We start from the raw sequence: 20,772 nt of genomic DNA on the forward strand, positions 1-20,772 counted from the left end.
ATCTACCTGTTCTTACTACTCGCACATCCTTGAGCAGTAACCCAAGTGCAATAAATCTGAATGATGCGTTTACTTTACCAAAACTATATGCAGGTTTAGAACAACTTAATGCAAGAAGTTCCGTTTTTTGTTGTGATTCTTGCCACGATTCCACTTTACAAGACCTCATTTGTTAGGGCATTGAAAGAAAAGTATCGACAGGTACAATGAGTTTTCACTCACAAGAAATAAAATAGATATGAAGTCGAACATTCAACAAAGAACCGGTTTTGGTTATTTCCTATACGGAATTCAATTGGCGCTCTCTCCAGAGATCAGACGTTTTGTCGTTCTCCCTCTGCTGGCGAATATATTGCTAGTTGGTGGTGCTATCTTCTATCTTTTCTCTCACTTAGACGCTTGGATTGAAGGCTGGATTGGGCAACTCCCTGAGTTTCTGTCTTGGTTGACTTACCTCTTGTGGCCAATTCTCGTCCTAACGATTCTCGCCACCTTTTCATATTTTTTCAGCACCTTAGCGAACTTTATCGCCGCACCATTCAACGGATTGCTTGCTGAAAAAGTAGAAGAGTCGCTGACTGGTCAGAAAGTCAATGACGATGGGTTTGCAGCATTGGTCAAAGATGTACCTCGTGTTATGGCTCGTGAATGGCGAAAACTGCTGTATGTATTGCCAAAAGCGATTGGTTTATTCCTGTTGTTGTTGATTCCTGCTCTGGGTCAAACGGTTGGACCTTTCTTATGGTTCTTCTTCACAGCCTGGATGTTGGCTATCCAATACTGCGACTATCCATTTGATAACCATAAAGTGCCGTTCAATGACATGCGTTACAAATTGAAACAAAAGCAAGGTAAAGCTTATGGGTTTGGTGTTTTGGTTTCCGTATTTACCACCATTCCAATTCTCAACCTCATTGTTATGCCTGTTGCTGTATGTGGTGCAACTGCAATGTGGGTAGCTGAGTTTAAACACCAGCAATAGCGCAGTTTTGAATCAATCAGAGGAGGCCGAATAAGCCTCCTCTGTTATTTTGTTCAATTCTCGACCAACCTCATAAGATATAACTTTTTAATCCTTTTCCCTTTTTTTCATACCGCATATTCTTCTAATCATATTCACAAATCGTGTAATGAAGGAACATCACTATGAGCAAGATCTACGAAGACAACTCTCTTACTATTGGTAATACGCCTCTTGTTCGCTTGAATAAAGTGAGCAAAGGTAAAGTTTTGGCGAAAATCGAAGCACGTAACCCAAGCTTCAGCGTTAAGTGCCGTATTGGTGCCAACATGATTTGGGAAGCGGAAAAAGCAGGCACGCTTAAACCTGGTGTTGAGCTAGTAGAGCCGACCAGTGGTAACACAGGTGTTGCGCTTGCATTCGTAGCGGCCGCTCGCGGTTACAAGCTAACGCTAACTATGCCAGAGTCAATGAGTCTTGAGCGTCGTAAACTGCTAAAAGCACTCGGTGCAAATCTGGAGCTAACTGAAGCAGCAAAAGGCATGAAAGGTGCGATTGCAAAAGCGGAAGAGATTGTCGCAAGCAACCCTGATAAGTACCTTCTTCTACAACAGTTCAACAACCCTGCTAACCCAGAGATCCACGAAAAAACCACTGGCCCTGAAATCTGGGAAGCAACCGATGGTGAAATCGACGTATTTGTAGCGGGCGTTGGTACCGGCGGTACTATCACTGGTACTAGCCGTTACATTAAAGGCGAAAAAGGCAAAGCAATCACTTCTGTCGCTGTTGAGCCAGCAGAATCACCGGTTATCGCACAAGCACTAGCAGGTGAAGAAATCCAACCAGCACCACACAAAATCCAAGGTATTGGCGCTGGTTTCATCCCAGGCAACCTAGATTTAGAGCTTTTGGACCGTGTTGAGCAAGTGACTTCTGAAGAAGCAATTGAGATGGCTCAGCGCCTTATGGAAGAGGAAGGCATTCTGGCTGGCATCTCATCGGGTGCAGCAGTAGTGGCAGCAAACCGCCTTGCGGAACTTCCTGAATTTGAAGGAAAAACAATTGTAACTGTACTTCCAAGCTCCGGTGAACGCTACCTAAGTACAGCACTATTTGCCGGTATCTTTACTGAGAAAGAGAACCAACAGTAATATGTGGTCAAATCAATTTTTCGTTTAAAAAAGCCCCGGTCAGGGGCTTTTTTGTTGATCCCTGCCCCACCTTTGGTAATATCAGGGTGTTTTATTTTTAGGTTCAAAATAAAGAATCTAAACCAAAAAGTTTTCTAAGTAATTGTGCACGCAAACAGTTGCGTAATTACCAAACTTTTGACTAGTATCAGTTCTGACACGCTTTGAACTCTCCCGTGCTAGCGCACAAGAAGTAAAGCAGTTAAGCTAAAACTCAGTCACAAACTAACAAAAAAATACATTTATTGGGGTATATCACATGTACGAGAAGCAAGTAGAAATCACAGCAGAAAACGGTCTTCACACTCGTCCAGCTGCACAGTTCGTTAAAGAAGCTAAAGCATTCGACGCGGACATCACTGTGACTTCTAACGGTAAAAGCGCTAGCGCTAAGAGCCTATTCAAGCTGCAAACACTAGGCCTAGTAAAAGGTACTCTAGTAACTATCTCTGCTGAAGGCCCACAAGCTCAGCAAGCAGTAGACCACCTAGTTGCTCTAATGGACCAACTACACTAATTCGGTCTCCTATTTCAGAAGCCATTTTGTGAAAGCAAAATGGCTTCGTTGGAAATAGGCTCAAAACTAAGCTAATACTATTCGTTAGCGCACCCATTATTCTCCCGTTTTATAAAGTTGACCAACTTAAGGTAAGGCTATGATTTCAGGCATCCTAGCATCTCCTGGTATTGCAATCGGTAAAGCACTACTACTTCAAGAAGATGAAATTGTCCTAAACACAAACACTATTTCTGATGATCAAGTAGAAGCAGAAGTTGCACGTTTCTTTGACGCTCGTAACAAATCTTCTGCTCAACTAGAAACTATCAAGCAAAAAGCGCTTGAAACGTTTGGCGAAGAAAAAGAAGCGATCTTTGAAGGTCACATCATGCTTCTTGAAGACGAAGAGCTAGAAGAAGAAATCCTAGCACTTATCAAAAACGACAAAATGTCTGCGGACCACGCTATTCATTCAGTTATCGAAGAGCAAGCATGTGCTCTTGAGTCACTAGACGACGAATACCTGAAAGAACGTGCAACTGATATCCGTGACATCGGTTCTCGTTTCGTTAAGAACGCTCTAGGCATCAACATTGTTTCGCTAAGCGACATCAATGAAGAAGTTATCCTAGTGGCTTACGACCTAACGCCATCTGAAACGGCACAAATCAACCTAGACTACGTTCTTGGTTTTGCTTGTGACATCGGCGGTCGTACTTCTCACACTTCAATCATGGCTCGTTCACTAGAACTTCCAGCTATCGTTGGTACTAACGACATCACTAAGCAAGTTAAGAACGGCGACATGCTGATTCTTGATGCGATGAACAACAAAGTCGTTATCAACCCATCTGAAGCTGAACTAGAAGACGCGAAAGCAGTTAAAGCGGCATTCATCGCTGAGAAAGAAGAACTAGCTAAGCTAAAAGACCTACACGCAGAAACGACTGACGGTCACCGCGTAGAAGTTTGCGGTAACATCGGTACAGTTAAAGACTGTGACGGTATCATCCGTAACGGTGGTGAAGGCGTTGGTCTGTACCGTACTGAATTCCTGTTCATGGACCGTGATGCACTTCCTACTGAAGAAGAGCAATACCAAGCTTACAAAGAAGTTGCGGAAGCAATGAACGGTGAGTCTGTGATCATCCGTACTATGGACATCGGCGGCGACAAAGATCTTCCATACATGGATCTACCAAAAGAGATGAACCCGTTCCTAGGCTGGCGTGCAGTACGTATCAGCTTGGATCGTCGTGAAATCCTACGTGACCAGCTACGCGGTATCCTACGTGCATCTGCACACGGTAAGCTACGTATCATGTTCCCAATGATCATCTCTGTTGAAGAAATCCGTGAGCTTAAGAAAGCAATCGAAGAGTACAAAGCGGAACTTCGCGCGGAAGGTCATGCATTCGACGAAAGCATCGAAATCGGTGTAATGGTTGAGACTCCAGCTGCAGCAGCTATCGCGCACCACCTAGCGAAGGAAGTATCTTTCTTCTCTATCGGTACAAACGACCTAACTCAGTACACACTAGCGGTTGACCGTGGTAACGAGATGATTTCTCATCTTTACAACCCACTATCACCAGCGGTACTTACTGTGATTAAGCAAGTTATCGACGCTTCTCACGCTGAAGGTAAATGGACTGGTATGTGTGGTGAGCTTGCAGGTGATGAGCGTGCAACACTTCTACTTCTAGGTATGGGTCTAGACGAGTTCTCTATGAGTGGCATCTCTATCCCTAAAGTGAAGAAAGTTATCCGTAACTCTAACTTCGCAGAAGTGAAAGCAATGGCTGAAGAAGCACTTTCTCTACCAACAGCAGCAGAAATCGAAGCTGTTGTAGAAAAGTTCATTGCAGAGAAAACTCAATAATCAACTAATTCCAATGGGATAGGCGGTTAAAAAAAGTCGTCTATCTCGTAAGATTGGTATACTATAATTCGACAGAATTAAATAAAACGTTAGGAGCATGACACAATGGGTCTGTTTGACAAACTTAAGAAGCTAGTATCTGACGACAGCGCTGACGCAGGTGCAATCGAAATCATCGCACCACTTTCTGGTGAGATCGTGAACATCGAAGATGTGCCAGATGTTGTTTTCGCTGAGAAAATCGTTGGTGACGGTATTGCTATCAAACCTGCTGGTAACAAAATGGTAGCTCCTGTAAACGGTACTATCGGTAAGATCTTCGAAACAAACCACGCATTCTCTATCGAGTCTGACGACGGTGTTGAGCTTTTCGTTCACTTCGGTATCGATACTGTTGAACTAAAAGGCGAAGGCTTCAAGCGCATCGCTGAAGAAGGTCAAACTGTTAAAGCTGGCGACACTGTAATTGAATTCGATCTTGCTCTTCTAGAAGAGAAAGCGAAATCAACGCTAACTCCAGTTGTTATCTCTAACATGGACGAAATCAAAGAGCTGAACAAGCTTTCTGGTTCTGTAACTGTTGGTGAAACTCCAGTTCTACGTGTAACTAAGTAATTTTTACTTAGCCTAACACGAAAAAAACGCTGCCATTGGCAGCGTTTTTTATTACCTGAAGCTTTTGTTTCCAAAAAACTTTCATCGCTAAAACTGGTTTAACTGAGCAACCCAAGTGCCGAGCTTGGTTTCTGCTTCGCCTGAGCCAACAAAGCAGTTGTTGCATCTTGCAGTACTTTCGAACGCACCATCTCCGTCGACTCACGAGCAAAGTCCGTATCTCGTATCCGTCCTTTGGATTCCGTCACACTACGGTTCACCGTATTCAGGTTATCCATGGTGCCACTGATACGGTTTTGAAAGCCACCGATTTCACTTCTGTGTGAATCAACATACTTAATAGCGGCATCAATCACCCCAATCGAAAGCTGTGCCCCACCAACTGTCGACATATCGATATCATCCATAGCAACGAGCTCACCGGAACTTACATCAAGCTCATTCGCTAAACGCCCCTTCAGCTCTACACCTTCTGGTGCATTCAAGGTTGAAGCAAAGAACTGCAGTTCATGGTTTTCTGTTACCGAGGCACTTACTATCGATTGCTGAGCATTGATATAAGTCGCTACTTGTTCAACGCGGTCACCCAATTTGAATTCGATAGATTCCGTCTGGTGTCGCCCTTCTTTATCAAGATATTCAAATGAGATGCTTTGATTGTCACTCGTAACTCGCCAATCTTTATCAACGGCATCACCAATATAATGTTGGCCGCCCATCTCGGGGATATGGCTGCGCATATTTTTCAGCGTCAAAGAGATTGAGTTGGCATTCGCGCCGATATGAAAGCTTTGAGAACCATAAGATCCATCAAATAGGTTCTTATCTGCAAATGTCGTCGTGATCGCGACACGATCAAGCTCATCTTGCAGCGCTACGACCTCGTATTGAATACTTTGTCGATCACTTGAATCATTACTGCCGTTCGCAGCTTGAAGCCCCAGAGAACGTAAGCGTTGCAATATATCACTACTCTCATGCAAAGCCCCTTCCGCAGTTTGTGCCACCGAATACGCGTCGTGCGCATTTCTTAAGGCAACATCAAGCCCTCTTGTTTGGACATTAAGAGTATTGGAAATTTGCAAACCAGCAGCATCATCACTGGCTGAGTTAATCCGATAGCCTGAAGTGAGATTTCGCTGTGACTCTATGTTTTGCTCAGCCGCATGACTGAGGTGTCGCTGCGTCATCATCGCAGTGACATTGGTATTTAAAGAGACCATCTAATCGATACGAACTCCTTGTCACCTGTCCTATTCGGTGTACCTAATGCGTGATTTGAATAAGCAAAAAGCCAGGGGTGAGCCTGGCTTTTGTATCGCGTCGTATTAGGTTGATTAACCTAGTAGGCTTAGCGCTGAGTTTGGCGCTTGTTTCGCTTGCGCAAGGATTGAGCTTGACGCTTGCGATAGAATTTGTGACTTGGTCATTTGAGTCGTTTCTTTTGCGAAGTCGGTATCTTTGATACGGCTCTTCGACGCGTTCACGTTTTCATTGATGTTATCCAAGTTGCTGATTGCGTGGTTGAAACGGTTTTGGAAAGCACCTAGCTCTGCACGGTGGCTGTCTACGTATTTCAATGCTGCATCAATGATAGCCACAGATTCTTGTGCGCCACCTACTGATGTTACATCGATGGTATCAACCGTTACTTTCTTACCGTCGTTTAGACCTAGCTCACCAGATAGGCCGCCAGAGAATTCAACGTCGCCTTCCACTTTGTTGTTGCCCGCAAACACTTGCAGCTTACCGTCTTGGTCTACTGACGCTTTCACTAGGTCTGTTTGACCGTTGATGTACGTCGCTAGCTCTTCGATATCGTCACCCGCTTTCGCGCTGATGTTGATTTCTTGCTCTTGACCAAAGCTGTCCGTTAGGCTGATTTTCAGGTCGTTTTTGCCCGCTTCAACGTTCCAGTTTTTGTCTTTACCGTTGTCAGCTTGGTAGCTCACGCCGCCCATCATTTGGTTGTCTGAGCGCATGTCTTTTAGGTTAAGCATTACTGCTTCACCGTTGTCCGCACCGATTTGGAAAGACTGAGTGCCGTAAGTACCGTTAAGTAGGCGGTTACCACCGAAAGATGTCGTTTCAGCGATACGGTTTAATTCATCGTTCAGTGCCGTTACTTCTTCTTGAATCGCAACACGCTCAGATTTTGAGTTAGAGCCGTTCGCAGATTGAAGAGATAGGTCACGCATACGTTGCAGGATGTTGGTTGTCTCGTTCATTGCACCTTCAGCAGTTTGTGCAATCGAGATACCGTCGTTCGCGTTACGAACAGCCACATCCAGGCCACGGCTTTGTACGTTCAAGCGGTTCGAGATTTGAAGACCCGCAGCGTCGTCTTTTGCGCTGTTGATTTTGAAACCCGAAGACAAACGCTCCATAGAAGTTTGTTGTGCTGAGTTTGCGTTGTTTAGGTAACGCTGAGCGGTCATCGCTGATACGTTTGTGTTTACATTCACTGCCATGGTGATTTCTCCAATTGATTTTCCGATGTAGCGGTTTCCGACGTCTCGGAAAACCAAGTAGTTCTCTCAAAGTTACTTCTATTAACGACTCGGATTTCAGAAGCTTTAGGAAAAAATCAAAAAAAATGAATTTGCGAGATTTGACTAGAAAAAATGAAGAAAAGTAGAAAAAAGGCCTCAAGTTTCTGCAGCTTAAGCCGAGCGTTCTAAATTGATCAAAGAACAATCAAAAGCCACTAAAAAGCAATGAGTAAGATGAAGGTGAAGAAGGTTTTATTTAGGAGATAGAAAAGAAAAAGCCCCTTTTCCTTTGAGAGAACTGGGGCTAGGTTGGTAGCCAGAGCCTATGTGGAGATCAAGAGAAATGAACACATAACCGGCACACCGGGTGCAACCTTACATTGAAAATGATTGGCAGGTGAGAGATGAGAGAGCCGCACATTCTATTATAAAGTTGCTTGCCACAAGCCTGCATTCCCATCCACGTCTGAATGTATTGAACACAGGCAAGGTAAACTACTGCAATAGTGACATCGCAGAGTTTGGCAACTGTTTTGCTTGAGCAAGAATCGAAGTACCTGCTTGTTGCAATATTTGAGCTTTGGTCATTTGCGTGGTTTCTTTCGCAAAGTCCGTATCTTTAATTCGGCTGTTCGATGCGTCAACGTTCTCTTGGATGTTCGCCAAGTTGTTGATGCTGTGGCTCAGACGGTTTTGTTTCGCACCAAGGTCAGCACGTTGTGAATCCACGTACTTAAGCGCTGAGTCCAGTACAGAAATCGCGTTCTGAGAACCTTGTACAGTTGTCATGTCGATGTCTTGCACTGAAGTACGCACTGCATCTTCTGTCAAACCAAGATCAGACGCTAGACCACCAGAGATTGAAATATCGCCTTGAACATTCGGGTGAGCAACAAACACTTGTAGCTTGCCGTCTTCGCTTACCGATGCATTGATCATATCAGATTGGCCGTTGATGTACGTTGCCAACTCTTCAATATCGTCGCCTGTTTTTGCGTTGATATTGATCTCTAGATCATCTGGGTTGCCATCTTCGTCTTCACCCATGCCAGGGAGCGTGATTTTTAGGTCCGCTTTAGCCGGGTCGACACCCCAGTCTTTGTCTTTACCGTTCTCAGAGAAGAAAGTCACACCGCCCATACGCTGGTCATCCGCGCGGATGCTCGTTAGCGCCATGATCATTGCTTCACCAGAGCTTGAACCGATTTGGAATGCTGCTTCACCGAACGAACCGTTCAATAGGCGACGACCACCAAATGAGGTTGTTTCTGCGATACGGTTAAGCTCGTCAGTCAATGCTGATGATTCTTCGTTGATCGCCTGACGCTCTGCTGGAGAGTTAGTGCCGTTTGAAGATTGAATCGCCAAGTCACGCATACGTTGCATCACTGACGTCGCTTCATTCATCGCGCCTTCTGCTGTTTGGGCAATCGAGATACCATCGTTTGCGTTGCGCATTGCTACATCAAGACCACGAGACTGTGCAGTTAGACGGTTAGAGATCTGCAGACCTGCGGCATCGTCTTTTGCACTGTTAATCTTATGTCCTGATGACAGGCGTTCCATCGAGGTGTTTAGCTCGTTGCTCGCCTTGTTTAAATAACGCTGCGCGGTCATCGCGGAAACGTTAGTACTAACTGTTACAGCCATTTTGCTCTCCTTTTGAGTTCGCAAGCTTTTGCGAAGCGGCCAGCTTTACTCTCATTTGGATAAGCACTGACCGTAAAAATTACTTGCTAAATCTGCCCATAAGGCAGGGTTTAGAATCTCGTAAGTCTGTTCTGCCAACATCAATACAATTTGTGTGCCAACTTATTAACCATTATTTACTCTTTTAGAAACGAACAAATAAACAACAAGTTAGTTCTATTTTCCTGCGCTTTCATTCCACGCAAGGTCATCATGTATTGCTATCGGTTCACTGTTTTTCTGTTGCCGTTACCATTGCCACTTTACGCATTGCCGCTTTCGGTAAAATCGTGCCGCATCTGCTCGACAGTCATGTTTGTTCTGCTCTATTTATCGCGCTTAAGGCTTGGCACATAAGGCATCAAAATAAAGCACAATCACAACAGATTGAAATCTGTGAACGTCTTAGATGTAGTTAAACAGTGTCAGGTCTTTTGTTTTACCAAAAGCCTGTTGTGAGGCTTGCAGCGCACGTGAGTTCTCACTGAACTCAATCACTGCTTTGGAATAATCCAAATCCTCAAAATTGCTCTTCGCTTTCGCCAGAGACAAATTAAAATCTTCGTGGTTTTGCTCTTGAATATCGAGCGTACTCAACTTAGCACCCAAGTCGGTTCTGACTTTGTTCATGTGAACGAAGGCCGCTTGAAATTCTTCTGTCATCTGGTGAAGCTTTGCCGTTGCTGACGCATCCGACACTGAACTGTCTGACCAAGACATAGTTTCCCGAAACGCGTCAAAAACGCTAAAGGTTTCACGTGGTTCAAGCGCAATGCTATCTCCTGCCGTCACCTGCCCTTTAAGCTGAATATTGACGCCTTCGTATTGAATCCCGTCGACCGGTGAATAGTCATCCACTTGAACAATACTGCCGTCTTTTTCCAACTGGTAACCAAACTTGCCGTTGCTCATGTCGACAAACGTGACTTTGTAGTTGGCATTGTCTGATGATGCATTGGTCGCTTGACCAAGTAAGAGCTCAGAACCTTCCTTCAAGTCATACTGCGGCTCAAAATCGCCAAACGGATTGGGTATCTCCGAGAACAGTTGATTCCCTGGATAGTTAATGCCCAGTTCCATATTGCTGGCGATCTTCATCTTGCGCTGGTAATCGTCGCCGGTGTACACCACACTGCCATCAGAATCACGGAAAAATGGCTGTGTTTTTGGTTTCGTTCCCGCAAACACATAGTTACCAGACTCATCTTGTGTATTCACAAGCGCCAAGAAGTTATTCGCAATTTCTTCCAACTCACGCTTCTTTGCTGCGCGGTCTTCCGGAGAAAACGCACCGTTGATCATTTCCATCGAAATGCGTTTCGATTCATCAGTGAATTGCTCAGCATTGGCAATCACCACTTCTTGGTTTTCTAGTCGATTACGAACCAGAACAATTGCATCAAGATATTGCTTTAGCTGCTCTTCTTGCTGGCCAATGCTCTGAATATAGTGCGTCGCAAGTGGATCATCACTCGGCTTGGTCAACTGCTTACCAGAAGCAAGTTGCTCCTGATTATGGTGTACCTTGTTTTCCTGACGGCGCAGGTCATTCTGCACTGACTGGTAGTTATGGAAGCTAGAAATTCTCGTTAACATCTAGGGCCTCCTTTATCGCAACTGCAAGATGGTGTTGAAGGTGTCATTGGCTGCCTGCATCACACGAGAAGAGGCCATATACGCCTGTTGGAACTTCATCATGTTTGCCGCTTCTTCATCGAGATTTACCCCCGAGATCGACGCCACACGCTCTTGTGCCGCTTCACTTTCTAGTTGAGCGACGTCTGACAAACGCGTTGCGGTTGAAGTCTTAAGCCCCACGTCCGTATTCAAGTTGTAATACAAACTCAGAATCGTCGATTCATTGCCGTTCATCTTTTTGTCAGTTTGAATGTTCTGCATCTTACGCAAGTTACCGTTATCACCCTCAGAAGGGACTAGGTTAGCGGTAAACTTGTCATTCGCCAGCGCACCAGAGCTAAGCTCGAATACCGTTGCTCCGCCATTTTTGTAACTCGGGTGATTACTAGGCAAAGACACTGAAACAGGCCCTGTAGGCGGATACGGCTGCGGAGGCATAATCACATTGCCTTTGGTATCGGTAACGGCAAATTGATCGCCCGTAGGTGAGACCACCACTTCAAATTCACGCAGGTCGCCCGCATCGATAATTTCGAATTTTGCGTTACCTTGGGCAAAGGTTGTCGATGCCTCATAGCTTTGTGCGGCAATTGCTTTTGGATCAGTGGTTTCGACTTTCATTTGTGCTGCACTACTACGGGTTGGTCGAAGCAGCACATGCTCACCCACTTTTGGCTCATTGCGCACTTCGACACGCATGCCGTCAATGTATATTGCATTGCCAGCATCAGTATTCAGTTTGACGGTTTCACCGTTTGGTTTGGTCACCGCGTAGCTGTCACCGTCGTAACGCAGTGAATACTCCCCACCCTTTAATGCACTAATGTCATTGATGTACACCGCCATATCTGCGGTTGATTGAGGGCCGGCGACCACACGGGATTTCGCCAAGCGCTCTGAGTTAACATCAGTAAACAACGGGTCACCAACATTTCCGTTGTGATCTAAGCCTTGTGATTGCAAGTGGTTAATTTCACTTGAGAATGCGGTCGCTAATCGACCCAACTCATCCATCACTTGAGGAATATGTTCGTCGCGCATTTTCAGCATCGCACCGATTTTTCCGTCGATGTCGTCCGACTTAATGGCTTTAATACCGCCACCTTCCACCATAGCAAGACGGCGTTGATGTACATCAGGTGAGCCATCAATCATCTTTAATTGGCTGGCTTCAGTACCTGAGACCAAGGTATGCCCGTTGCCAATGTGCACGTTGAAACCTTCTGAGTTTTTACGTGGCGTGACCGTCACTTTGGTGTACTCAGAAAGTTCTTTAATCAGCTTTTCGTGTTGGTCCATCAAGTCGTTGTGAGGACCAGGAGTTCGCATCATCAAACGGTGGACATCGCGGATCTCAACAGCAAGTTGGTTCACACGTTCAATGCCCATATCGAGCGATTTGTTGGTCACATCCGATTGCTGACGAACGGTTTCGTGAAATTCGTTTAAGGTATCGCTGAGCAGCTTAGCTTTTTCTAACACCACCTTACGTGCGCCCATGTCATTTGGGGTGTCTGCCATGGTTTTCACCGCATCAAACCATTCATTAAGGTTCTCAGGGATCTTCTTTGACGCGACCGACGACAACATACTCGAAAGTAAGTCGAGATTTTTTTCGTCATCAAGCTTGGCAGCGTAGTTGGTCGTAGAAAGATTAAGCTCTTTGACGGCAAACTGATCCCAAGAGCGGCGAACATTTTCCACATGCACGCCCATGCCATAGGTAGAACCACCAAATTGGCGAGGATCGTTGGTGCCTTGGATAACAGACTGACGACTGTAACCTTCTGTATTCGCATTAGAAATGTTATGACCAGTTGTATTCAACTGTCGCTGAGCAGTAAGCACACTTTGTGTACCTACATTCAACAGATCTGACGCCATACATGCCCCCAAAAACGAAATAAAACCGGAATGAACCGATCACCTACTGAACTTTTAGCAAAAGGTGTGCCAGTTTATTAAAAGGAAATAACCTAGGAAAAAAGAAAGGCTTGCACCATGGCAAGCCTTATCAAATGAAGGTTTAGCATTCAAAAACGATATCAATTACATGCTTTCAATTTTCTGCTTCACTTGCAGTACTTTGTCTGCGTAATTCGGGTCGGTGGCGTAGCCTGCACTGTGAATACCACGAATAAAGGACTCGGAATCACCGCCTTGCTGAAGTGCCATTTCGTAGCGAGGGTTCTCGTTTAAGAATCGTACATAATCGTTAAAACTGTCTTGGTAGTTCGAATAAGAGCGGAACGCCGCCGTCTCTTTCACTGGTGTATTATCATGGAATTCCAGTGTTTGCGTTGTTACCTTGTCGCCTTGCCAGCTTCGGTCAGCTTTGATGTTGAACAGGTTGTTACTGCTACCACGCGCATTCTGAACCACCTTTTGCCCCCAGCCCGTTTCTAGCGCGGCTTGAGCAAGTAATAATGAAGGCTCCACACCCAAGGCTTTTGCTGCTCGGTCGGCGTAAGGCTTCATCGAGTTAACAAAAGATTCTGGCGTATCAAAACGTGATGGCTGAGAACCCGGACGCGACAACTGGCCAGATTCAATTAAACGTTGCTCGATTTCACGCGCTTTCTTTGGATCCACGCGACGATATTCCACAGCATTATTTGCCGCATCGCGCATGGCTGTTTCACTCTTATCATCACCTTGACCAACGGTTAGTTGCTTCACAATCATGTCAGCAAGGCCCATCGAGCCAGATGCACTCAAGTTACTCGCCATCTGCTCATCCAGCATTTGACGGTAGAACTTTTCGTTTTGGCTATTCATGAAATTCGATTCAAAGCCTTCGTTGGCTTCACGCATCGATTTCAGCATCATCGAAGTAAAGATAGATTCAAACTGACGAGCCGCTGCTTGCAGTGCTTCATGCTCGCCATCTTTGCCTTCTTTCACCGCTTTTTGACGAAGCGTATCAAGGGAGCTGATGTCATGAATAAAGCCAATATCGTTAGGATTGTTCACCATGCTTTTTCTCCTAATCGATTAGATGATGATCAACTGGCCTTCAATGGCACCAGCTTGTTTCAATGCTTGCAGAATCGCCATCAAATCCGACGGAGCTGCACCGACTTCATTGACTGCGCGAACAAGATCATCCAGCGTTAAGCCCGGTTCGAACTTGAACATCTTGCCTTTTTCTTCATTCACTTCGATATCTGAGTCCGGCACAACCACCGTTTGACCACCAGAGAAGCCATTTGGTTGGCTCACATTGAGGTTTTCTTTGATTGCTACCGTCATGCCACCGTGCGTCACTGCCGCAGGTTTAAGGCGAACGTGTTTCCCGACAACAATGGTGCCGGTACGAGAGTTCACAATGATTTTCGCCGCGCCATCAGCCGGATCGAACTCTAGGTTCTCGATAGCTGATAAGAAGGCCACACGTTGGCTTACATCACGTGGTGCTCGAACACGAACAGAAGTCGCGTCAACGGCACTGGCCATTTGGGGACCAAGGAAGTTATTCACGGCATCTGCCATGCGCTGCGCAGTGGTAAAGTCAGAATCCAGAAGGTTAAAGGTGATGTAATCGCCACGACCAAATGGGTTTGGGATTTCACGCTCTACCATGGCACCACTAGAAATAAGACCGACCGTTGGGTTATTACCCACAATCTTAGAGCCGTCTGCGCCTTCTGCACTAAAGCCACTCACGACTAAATTGCCTTGCGCGACTGCGTATACTTCACCGTCCAAACCTTTTAGGAACGTTTGTAATAACGTACCACCACGCAGGCTTTTCGCACTACCGATAGAGGACACAGTGACGTCGACTTGTTGTCCCGGCTTTGAAAATGGAGGCAATTCAGCCGTCACCATTACCGCGGCAACGTTTTTGATTTTCGGCTTAGTGCCTGGCGGCATTTGAATGCCGAAGTTTTGCAGCATTGCCGCGAAGCTTTGCTCAGTAAACGGGTTCGATTCGCCCGTACCTGGTAAGCCTGAAACCAAGCCATAACCGACAAGTTGGTTACTACGCACACCAGCCACTTGTGCTACGTCTTTAATACGCGCAGCTTGGGCTGTGGTTGCAAACAGCGCAACGCTCAACAGTGCTAATAGGATTCTTTTCATGCTTACTTAATCTCTTGCAGTCAAATTGCCGTCAATGCGGCGTCTTATAAGGCTACATTAAAGAATCGTGCCAAGAAGCCCGGCTCTTGCATATCTTGTGGTAAACCGGTACCTGAATATTGGATTCTTGCGTTTGATACGCGGTTTGACGCAATAGTGTTGTCAAAAGTAATATCATCAGGACGAATAGTGCCGCTTAGGCGAATGTACTCATCACCCGTATTTAGCGTCATCCACTTCTCCCCACGAATCACGAGGTTGCCGTTTGCCAGCACCTCAATGACTTCTACCGTGATGTAACCGCTGATGCTGTTACTCTGTTTCGCTGATGAGTCACCAGCAAAAGTATTCGTGTTGTTCAAATCGTACGAGAAGTTGTATTTGCCGCCCACTTGCAACTCTTGACCACCAACAGACAGCGGTTCCATTTTCGCATCGTTGGTTTTTGATAGATCGGCATTGGCACTCTTAGTCGCACGAGTCGTTTCGTCGAGTGTTACGGTAATGATGTCGCCGATTCCGCGAGGTTTAGAGTCATCGTATAGGTCAGTAATGTGTTCTGCGCTAAACAACGAGCCCGTTGCTGCCGCATAGTGCTCTGGTTTTTGTTTAGGGTGAATAGGTGCCCATGCCGGATCGCCCGCCACAGGATCGCTTCTGCCGCGTAGAGTATCAATGATGCCGCTGCTCTCGTCTTGCGACTTATCGCCTTCAACCGCATCTACCACGGTTGTCGCTTGACTCACTTCGTCAGTTTCGATCGGTTCTAGCATCGTACAACCAGACATCGTGGCGATAAGTGCAAGTAGAGAAATACGTTTCATCATTGACCCCTTAATTCCTAATCCGAGCGATTACAATTGCTGGTTAACGAAGCTCATCATCTTATCGACGGATGAGATTACTTTTGAGTTCATTTCGTACACGCGCTGCGCTTCGATCATGTTGACCAACTCTTCGGTCACGTTCACGTTGGACGCTTCTAGCATGGATTGACGAATCTCGCCTAAACCATCAAGACCGGGAACACCTTCTTGTGGATCACCACTTGCGCCCGTTGGTAGGTAAAGGTTTTGACCAATGGGTTCTAGACCACCAGGGTTAACGAAATCAGTGATGGTTAACTGGCCAACAACCACGTTGTTTTGCTCACCACGGATACGTACCGATACTTCACCGTCTGTGCCGACTGTGATAGAAATCGCGTCTTCAGGAATCACAATTTCAGGTTCAACTGCGTAGCCAGAGCCAGAAGTCACCAATGTCCCTTCACCATCAAGCGTGAACTGACCGTTGCGGGTGTAACCGATGTTGCCGTCTGGTAGTGTCACTTGGAAAAAGCCATCACCTTCTACCATCATATCCAATGCGTTGGTTGTGGTTTGCGCGTTACCGTGCGTGTGCACTTTTTGCGTTGCGACCACTTTAGAACCCGCACCCAGCATCAAACCACTTGGAAGTTCAGTATTTTGAGAAGACTGACCACCTGGTTGGTTAATGTTTTGGTAGAACAAATCTTCGAATACCGCACGGCTCTTCTTGTAGCCAACGGTTGAGGCGTTCGCCAAGTTATTCGAAATCGTTGCGATATTGGTTTGTTGGGCGTCTAGACCCGTTTTACTTACCCATAGTGCTGGATGCATTGTGAACCTCTAACTCTGTTAACTCATACGAAGCAATGAATCTGAAGATTTGTCCATCTCTTCAGCGGTGCTCATCATTTTGACCTGCATTTCAAACTGACGTTGAAGGTCAATCAGAGCGGTCATTTCACCTACGGCATTCACGTTACTACCTTCAATTGCACCAGTTTGGATGCTGATAGAGCCGTCTGCTTCGTAAGGCTGGTTTGGAGTTTTATGGCGGAATAAGCCATTGGTATCTTTAAACAAATTTTGATCGTCCGTGCGCACAAGCTTGATACGTTCAACCACTTCTAATTCTTCAGCCGGCGCACCTTGAGGCAGTACAGAGATGGTGCCGTCACGACCGATTTCGATTTTGGATACTGGGATTGGCAACGTGATTGGCGCGTCGTTTTCGCCCAAAATCACATGACCGCTCGCGTTAGTTAGCAAGCCATTTTGATCAACTTTTAGGTTGCCGTTACGCGTCAAACCTTCTTTACCGGTTTGGTCCATAACGGAAATCCAACCATTGCCCTCTACCGTAATATCAAGATCGCGCCCCGTAGTAATCACACTGCCTTGGGCAAAGTTATGCCCTGGGCGTTCTGTCATGCTGAATACGCGTGTAGGGAGACCTTCACCATAAGCTTGCATAGAACGTGCTTGTGCTAAGTCAGCACGAAAGCCAGTTGTACTCACGTTTGCCAAGTTGTTGGCACGCAATTGCAGGGCCTGCATATTTTGCTTGGCGCCGCTCATTGCGAGAAACAGTGCGCGATCCATAATTTACTCCAAAAATTCTCTGTACAAGGAGTAAAAAGCAAGAGTTATGCCAATATTAAATTAATGTTATTAATCAAAAACTTGAATATAAAACGAGACATTTAAAAAGGGGATAATGAAGGAATAAGTCGCAGGAGAGGCAAGATTGTGATCCACAAAGCGGCAACAGCGGCAAGTAAGAGATCAAAGCATGCCCAACCTGAATTGAGGTTTATTCAGATTGGGCATCAGATGAATGTCATGATGTTACCAAGCGATAACGGCCGTGGCTCGCAGCGCTTGATCAAACAGATTATCAGGCTAGTGTACTAGCGGATCTGTAGGATATTTTGTTGCAGTTGGTTATGTACTTCTAGCGCACGTGAGTTTGCTTGGAAGTTACGCTGAGCAGAAATAAGATCCACCAGCTCCTGAGTCATATCAATGTTTGACTGTTCCAGCATACCGTTGTTGATGGTACCGAAAGAGCCTTTGTTTGATTCGCCCCAGATTTTATCACCAGAGAACTGTGTTGAATCCCACTGAGTGCCGCCTTTCTTATCCAGACCTTGCTCGTTAGGAACACGTACTAGCGCCACACGACCCAATGTTACGTTTTCACCGTTTGAGTAAGTACCCAATACGCTACCGTTTTCATCGAAGTCTACTTTAGTTAGGAAGCCCGTTGTTGCGCCATCTTCATCGAACTTTGTCAGCTCGAATGGCGCAGCAAACTGAGTCGCTGAGCCTAAACCAAAGTTAAGTGTTTGCGCAGGATCGGCACCGTTTAAATCCACTGGGTTGGTGTTTGTCGCAGGATCGCCCAACGCTACCGATGTTATTGGCTGACCGTTGTTCAAGCTTGCCAGCGTACCATCGTTGTTGAACTTCATCGTGTGACCAACGTGACCCGTTGGTGTTGCCGCATCACCGTTAGCAACGTTCAATGGCTTCTCACCGCCCTTGTCCGTTACTGTGTAGTAAGTTTGCCACGTGTTCGGCTGAGTTTGGTCTTTCAAGTAGTAAGTGGTTAGTTTGTAAGACTGACCCATTGAATCGTAAATCGTCGAAGACGTTGAACGGTTATATGTATCTGGATCTGAGAAATCAAACTGAGTTGGATCTTTCAAATCACCGTTAGCCGGTAAGTTCACACCCACTTCAATGTTCGCTGTTTGCTTTGGCTTACCAAACTCTGCAGGAATATTGATTGGTTGTGGCTCGTAAGACGATACCTCACCAGACTCTGGGTTTACTTGGTAACCAAGTAGGAACTCATCGTTCGCCGTTACCATGTAGTTTTCTTTGTTCAAATGGAATGCACCGTTACGTGTCATTTCATTTTGTTGAGGGATAAGGCGATCTTTCGCTACCGCGAAGAAGCCCGTACCCGACACACGCAAATCCATTGGGTTATTGGTGTAAATGCTTGAACCCTCGTGGAACTGTTGCGCCACTTGGTTCGCTTGTGCACCGCCACCCGGAGTGGTTTTTGCATTGGTGAACAAAGAGTTCGAGTACACATCGCTGAATTCCGCACGAGACTCTTTAAAGCCGTACGTGTTGGCGTTCGCAATGTTGTTACTGGTGGTGTTCAAATCCAGTTGAGCGGAGGACAAACCGCTTAAAGATACATATGACATTCCAAAATCTCCTAACCTGACCTGTTATCGAATTACGCTTTGCCGACTTCCAATACTTCTGCAAGTCGAACTGGCGATTCAAAACCAGCCAGATTGAGTAATACGTTTCCGTCACCCTTGCCTAGCAATACACTGTTCACGTTCGCATAAGTAGACACCGGGAACTCTTGCGACTCCCCTTCTACCAAGCCAGACGCTTTCACATTGTATTTACCAGCAGGCAATGGATTACCGTTTTCATCATTACCGTCCCAAAGTACACGAGTGTCACCGGCTGGTTTCGCACCTACCTCAAAAGTACGCACCAATTGGCCCGCTTCGTTTTCCACTCGAACAAACAGGTTGTCGATTGGCTGTGCAAGCTTAACCATTGCCGCCATTGCAGCATTGTCTTGCTTCACACCCGCCGCACCTGGGACCAATACGTCACGACCTACCAAAGAGGAAGCTTGTAACGCTTGGTTTGATGTCATTGACGAGTTTAAGCTCTCGAACTGAGAGTTCATCTTGCCAATACCATCTACGGTCGCAAATGACGCCATTTGCGCAATCATCTGGTCATTACTTACCGGCTTAAAAGGGTCCTGTTGCGACAATTGCTTCGTGAGCAAAGATAAGAAGTCTTCCTGTTTCAGGTCTTGCTTACCGGTGCTCTCTTCCGTCTTCTTGTTGCTCTCTTGTAGACTTTTAAGCTGGTCGATATAGGACAAGCCGCTTTGACCAACGTTGTTAATTCCGGCCATACGCTACCCCCTTATCCTTATTGACCCATCTGCAGCGTACGCAGCAGCATTTGTTTACTAGAATCCGCTACTTGCACATTGGTTTGGTATGCACGAGAAGCCGAGATCATGTTTGCCATTTCTTCCATTACATTTACGTTAGGCTTGTAGATGTAGCCTTCATCGTTTGCAAGAGGATGGTCTGGGTTGTACTCCGCACTCAGCGGTTTATCGCTTTCTACAATACCCATCACCTTCACTGGCACCGTATCACCGCCACGCATGGCGTTACTTAACTCAGCACCAAACACAGCATGACGCGCCTTGTAAGTGTCTTTCGCAGAGCTGCTGACACTGTCGGCGTTCGCCAAGTTGCTTGAGGTAGTATTCAGACGAACGGATTCAGCGCTCATTGCGGAACCTGTCACATTGAAAACGTTAAATAAGCTCATCTAAATTATTCCCCTTTGATTGCTTTGGTTAAGTTCTTGAATTTGCTGCCTAGAAAGTCGAGTGATGCTTGATGTCTGATTTGGTTTTGCATAAACAAGTTACGCTCTAAATCCAAATCCACCGTATTGCCATCGCCCGTATCAGGTTGCGTAGGAAGACGATATAGCTTGTCCCCGACCAACGTTGTAGTGGCAGGAATGTGCCGACCATCTGTACGGCTAAGACCAATGCTTGCCCCAGAACTTGCCGCCTGCAATTCCTTAGCAAAATCTAAACCTCTTGATTTATAACCAGGCGTGTTGGCTTGCGCGATGTTGGTGGAAATCACCTCCGCGTTGCGCTCACGTACGCCCACCGTGTATTGGTGGATGCCTAGTGCATTGTCAAAAGATATAGCCATGCTTGCCTCTACATTAAGAACTGACCGTTATTGATAACTAAAGAGCAATTAGCGTGCCAAAAAAAGAACATGCCGTTTTGCCGCTTTTGTTACCGACGTAATGGATTGC

19 protein-coding genes are annotated in these 20,772 nt (G+C 46.0%); 5 read left to right on the top strand and 14 right to left on the bottom strand.

Going from position 1 to position 20,772, the window contains the following annotated elements:
* The first annotated feature begins 238 nt into the window (after positions 1–238).
* The 5 genes from cysZ (at position 239) to crr (ending at position 5,150) form a co-directional block, all read left to right on the top strand.
* Complete coding sequence (gene cysZ, locus C1S74_RS06820) at positions 239–982, top strand: sulfate transporter CysZ (protein ID WP_038865750.1); 744 nt, start codon at positions 239–241, stop codon at positions 980–982.
* A gap of 164 nt (positions 983–1,146) precedes the next feature.
* On the top strand, positions 1,147–2,115 hold the full coding sequence (gene cysK, locus C1S74_RS06825) for a cysteine synthase A (protein ID WP_038865751.1): 969 nt from the start codon (positions 1,147–1,149) through the stop codon (positions 2,113–2,115).
* Positions 2,116–2,413: 298 nt separating this feature from the next.
* Entirely contained in the window at positions 2,414–2,671 is a 258-nt protein-coding gene (locus C1S74_RS06835; protein WP_005436894.1) for an HPr family phosphocarrier protein, read from the top strand.
* Positions 2,672–2,810: 139 nt separating this feature from the next.
* A complete protein-coding gene (ptsI, locus tag C1S74_RS06840) occupies positions 2,811–4,535 on the top strand; it encodes a phosphoenolpyruvate-protein phosphotransferase PtsI (protein ID WP_042604265.1) in 1,725 nt (574 codons plus the stop codon).
* 105 nt (positions 4,536–4,640) lie between these two features.
* Positions 4,641–5,150, top strand: a complete 510-nt coding sequence (gene crr / locus C1S74_RS06845) for a PTS glucose transporter subunit IIA (RefSeq protein WP_005425608.1) — start codon at positions 4,641–4,643, stop codon at positions 5,148–5,150.
* 98 nt (positions 5,151–5,248) lie between these two features.
* Here the strand turns inward: crr and C1S74_RS06850 are convergent, their stop codons facing one another.
* The 14 genes from C1S74_RS06850 to flgB all read right to left on the bottom strand — a co-directional run bounded on the left by C1S74_RS06850 (position 5,249) and on the right by flgB (position 20,663).
* On the bottom strand, positions 5,249–6,373 hold the full coding sequence (locus tag C1S74_RS06850; RefSeq protein ID WP_045398967.1) for a flagellin: 1,125 nt from the start codon (positions 6,371–6,373) through the stop codon (positions 5,249–5,251).
* Between the two features lie 114 nt (positions 6,374–6,487).
* Positions 6,488–7,621: a flagellin gene (locus tag C1S74_RS06855; RefSeq protein WP_103415252.1), complete on the bottom strand. Its 1,134-nt coding sequence runs from the start codon at positions 7,619–7,621 to the stop codon at positions 6,488–6,490.
* Between the two features lie 516 nt (positions 7,622–8,137).
* On the bottom strand, positions 8,138–9,292 hold the full coding sequence (locus C1S74_RS06865) for a flagellin (RefSeq protein ID WP_038872900.1): 1,155 nt from the start codon (positions 9,290–9,292) through the stop codon (positions 8,138–8,140).
* Positions 9,293–9,736: 444 nt separating this feature from the next.
* Positions 9,737–10,927 carry a flagellar hook-associated protein FlgL gene (gene flgL / locus C1S74_RS06870; protein ID WP_038872898.1) on the bottom strand — a complete coding sequence of 397 codons (1,191 nt, stop codon included), beginning with the start codon at positions 10,925–10,927 and terminating at the stop codon, positions 9,737–9,739.
* 12 nt (positions 10,928–10,939) lie between these two features.
* Complete coding sequence (gene flgK / locus C1S74_RS06875; RefSeq protein ID WP_045395908.1) at positions 10,940–12,853, bottom strand: flagellar hook-associated protein FlgK; 1,914 nt, start codon at positions 12,851–12,853, stop codon at positions 10,940–10,942.
* Between the two features lie 165 nt (positions 12,854–13,018).
* Entirely contained in the window at positions 13,019–13,945 is a 927-nt protein-coding gene (flgJ, locus tag C1S74_RS06880) for a flagellar assembly peptidoglycan hydrolase FlgJ (protein ID WP_045395906.1), read from the bottom strand.
* 18 nt (positions 13,946–13,963) lie between these two features.
* On the bottom strand, positions 13,964–15,055 hold the full coding sequence (locus C1S74_RS06885) for a flagellar basal body P-ring protein FlgI (RefSeq protein ID WP_038879784.1): 1,092 nt from the start codon (positions 15,053–15,055) through the stop codon (positions 13,964–13,966).
* 44 nt (positions 15,056–15,099) lie between these two features.
* Positions 15,100–15,879, bottom strand: a complete 780-nt coding sequence (flgH, locus tag C1S74_RS06890) for a flagellar basal body L-ring protein FlgH (protein WP_045395911.1) — start codon at positions 15,877–15,879, stop codon at positions 15,100–15,102.
* 30 nt (positions 15,880–15,909) lie between these two features.
* Positions 15,910–16,698, bottom strand: a complete 789-nt coding sequence (flgG, locus tag C1S74_RS06895) for a flagellar basal-body rod protein FlgG (RefSeq protein ID WP_038872892.1) — start codon at positions 16,696–16,698, stop codon at positions 15,910–15,912.
* 18 nt (positions 16,699–16,716) lie between these two features.
* Positions 16,717–17,466, bottom strand: coding sequence for a flagellar basal body rod protein FlgF (locus tag C1S74_RS06900; protein ID WP_045395902.1), 750 nt, complete (start codon positions 17,464–17,466; stop codon positions 16,717–16,719).
* 308 nt (positions 17,467–17,774) lie between these two features.
* The gene (gene flgE, locus C1S74_RS06905; RefSeq protein ID WP_009705674.1) at positions 17,775–19,088 is read right to left on the bottom strand and encodes a flagellar hook protein FlgE; all 1,314 of its coding nucleotides are present in this window, start codon (positions 19,086–19,088) and stop codon (positions 17,775–17,777) included.
* 32 nt (positions 19,089–19,120) lie between these two features.
* Positions 19,121–19,831, bottom strand: a complete 711-nt coding sequence (flgD, locus tag C1S74_RS06910; RefSeq protein ID WP_038872887.1) for a flagellar hook assembly protein FlgD — start codon at positions 19,829–19,831, stop codon at positions 19,121–19,123.
* Positions 19,832–19,848: 17 nt separating this feature from the next.
* Positions 19,849–20,262: a flagellar basal body rod protein FlgC gene (flgC, locus tag C1S74_RS06915; protein ID WP_038872880.1), complete on the bottom strand. Its 414-nt coding sequence runs from the start codon at positions 20,260–20,262 to the stop codon at positions 19,849–19,851.
* A 5-nt stretch (positions 20,263–20,267) separates the two neighbouring features.
* Complete coding sequence (flgB, locus tag C1S74_RS06920; protein WP_038872877.1) at positions 20,268–20,663, bottom strand: flagellar basal body rod protein FlgB; 396 nt, start codon at positions 20,661–20,663, stop codon at positions 20,268–20,270.
* Positions 20,664–20,772: the final 109 nt, after the last annotated feature.

The organism is Vibrio hyugaensis (assembly GCF_002906655.1).
GTDB classification, from domain to species: domain Bacteria; phylum Pseudomonadota; class Gammaproteobacteria; order Enterobacterales; family Vibrionaceae; genus Vibrio; species Vibrio hyugaensis.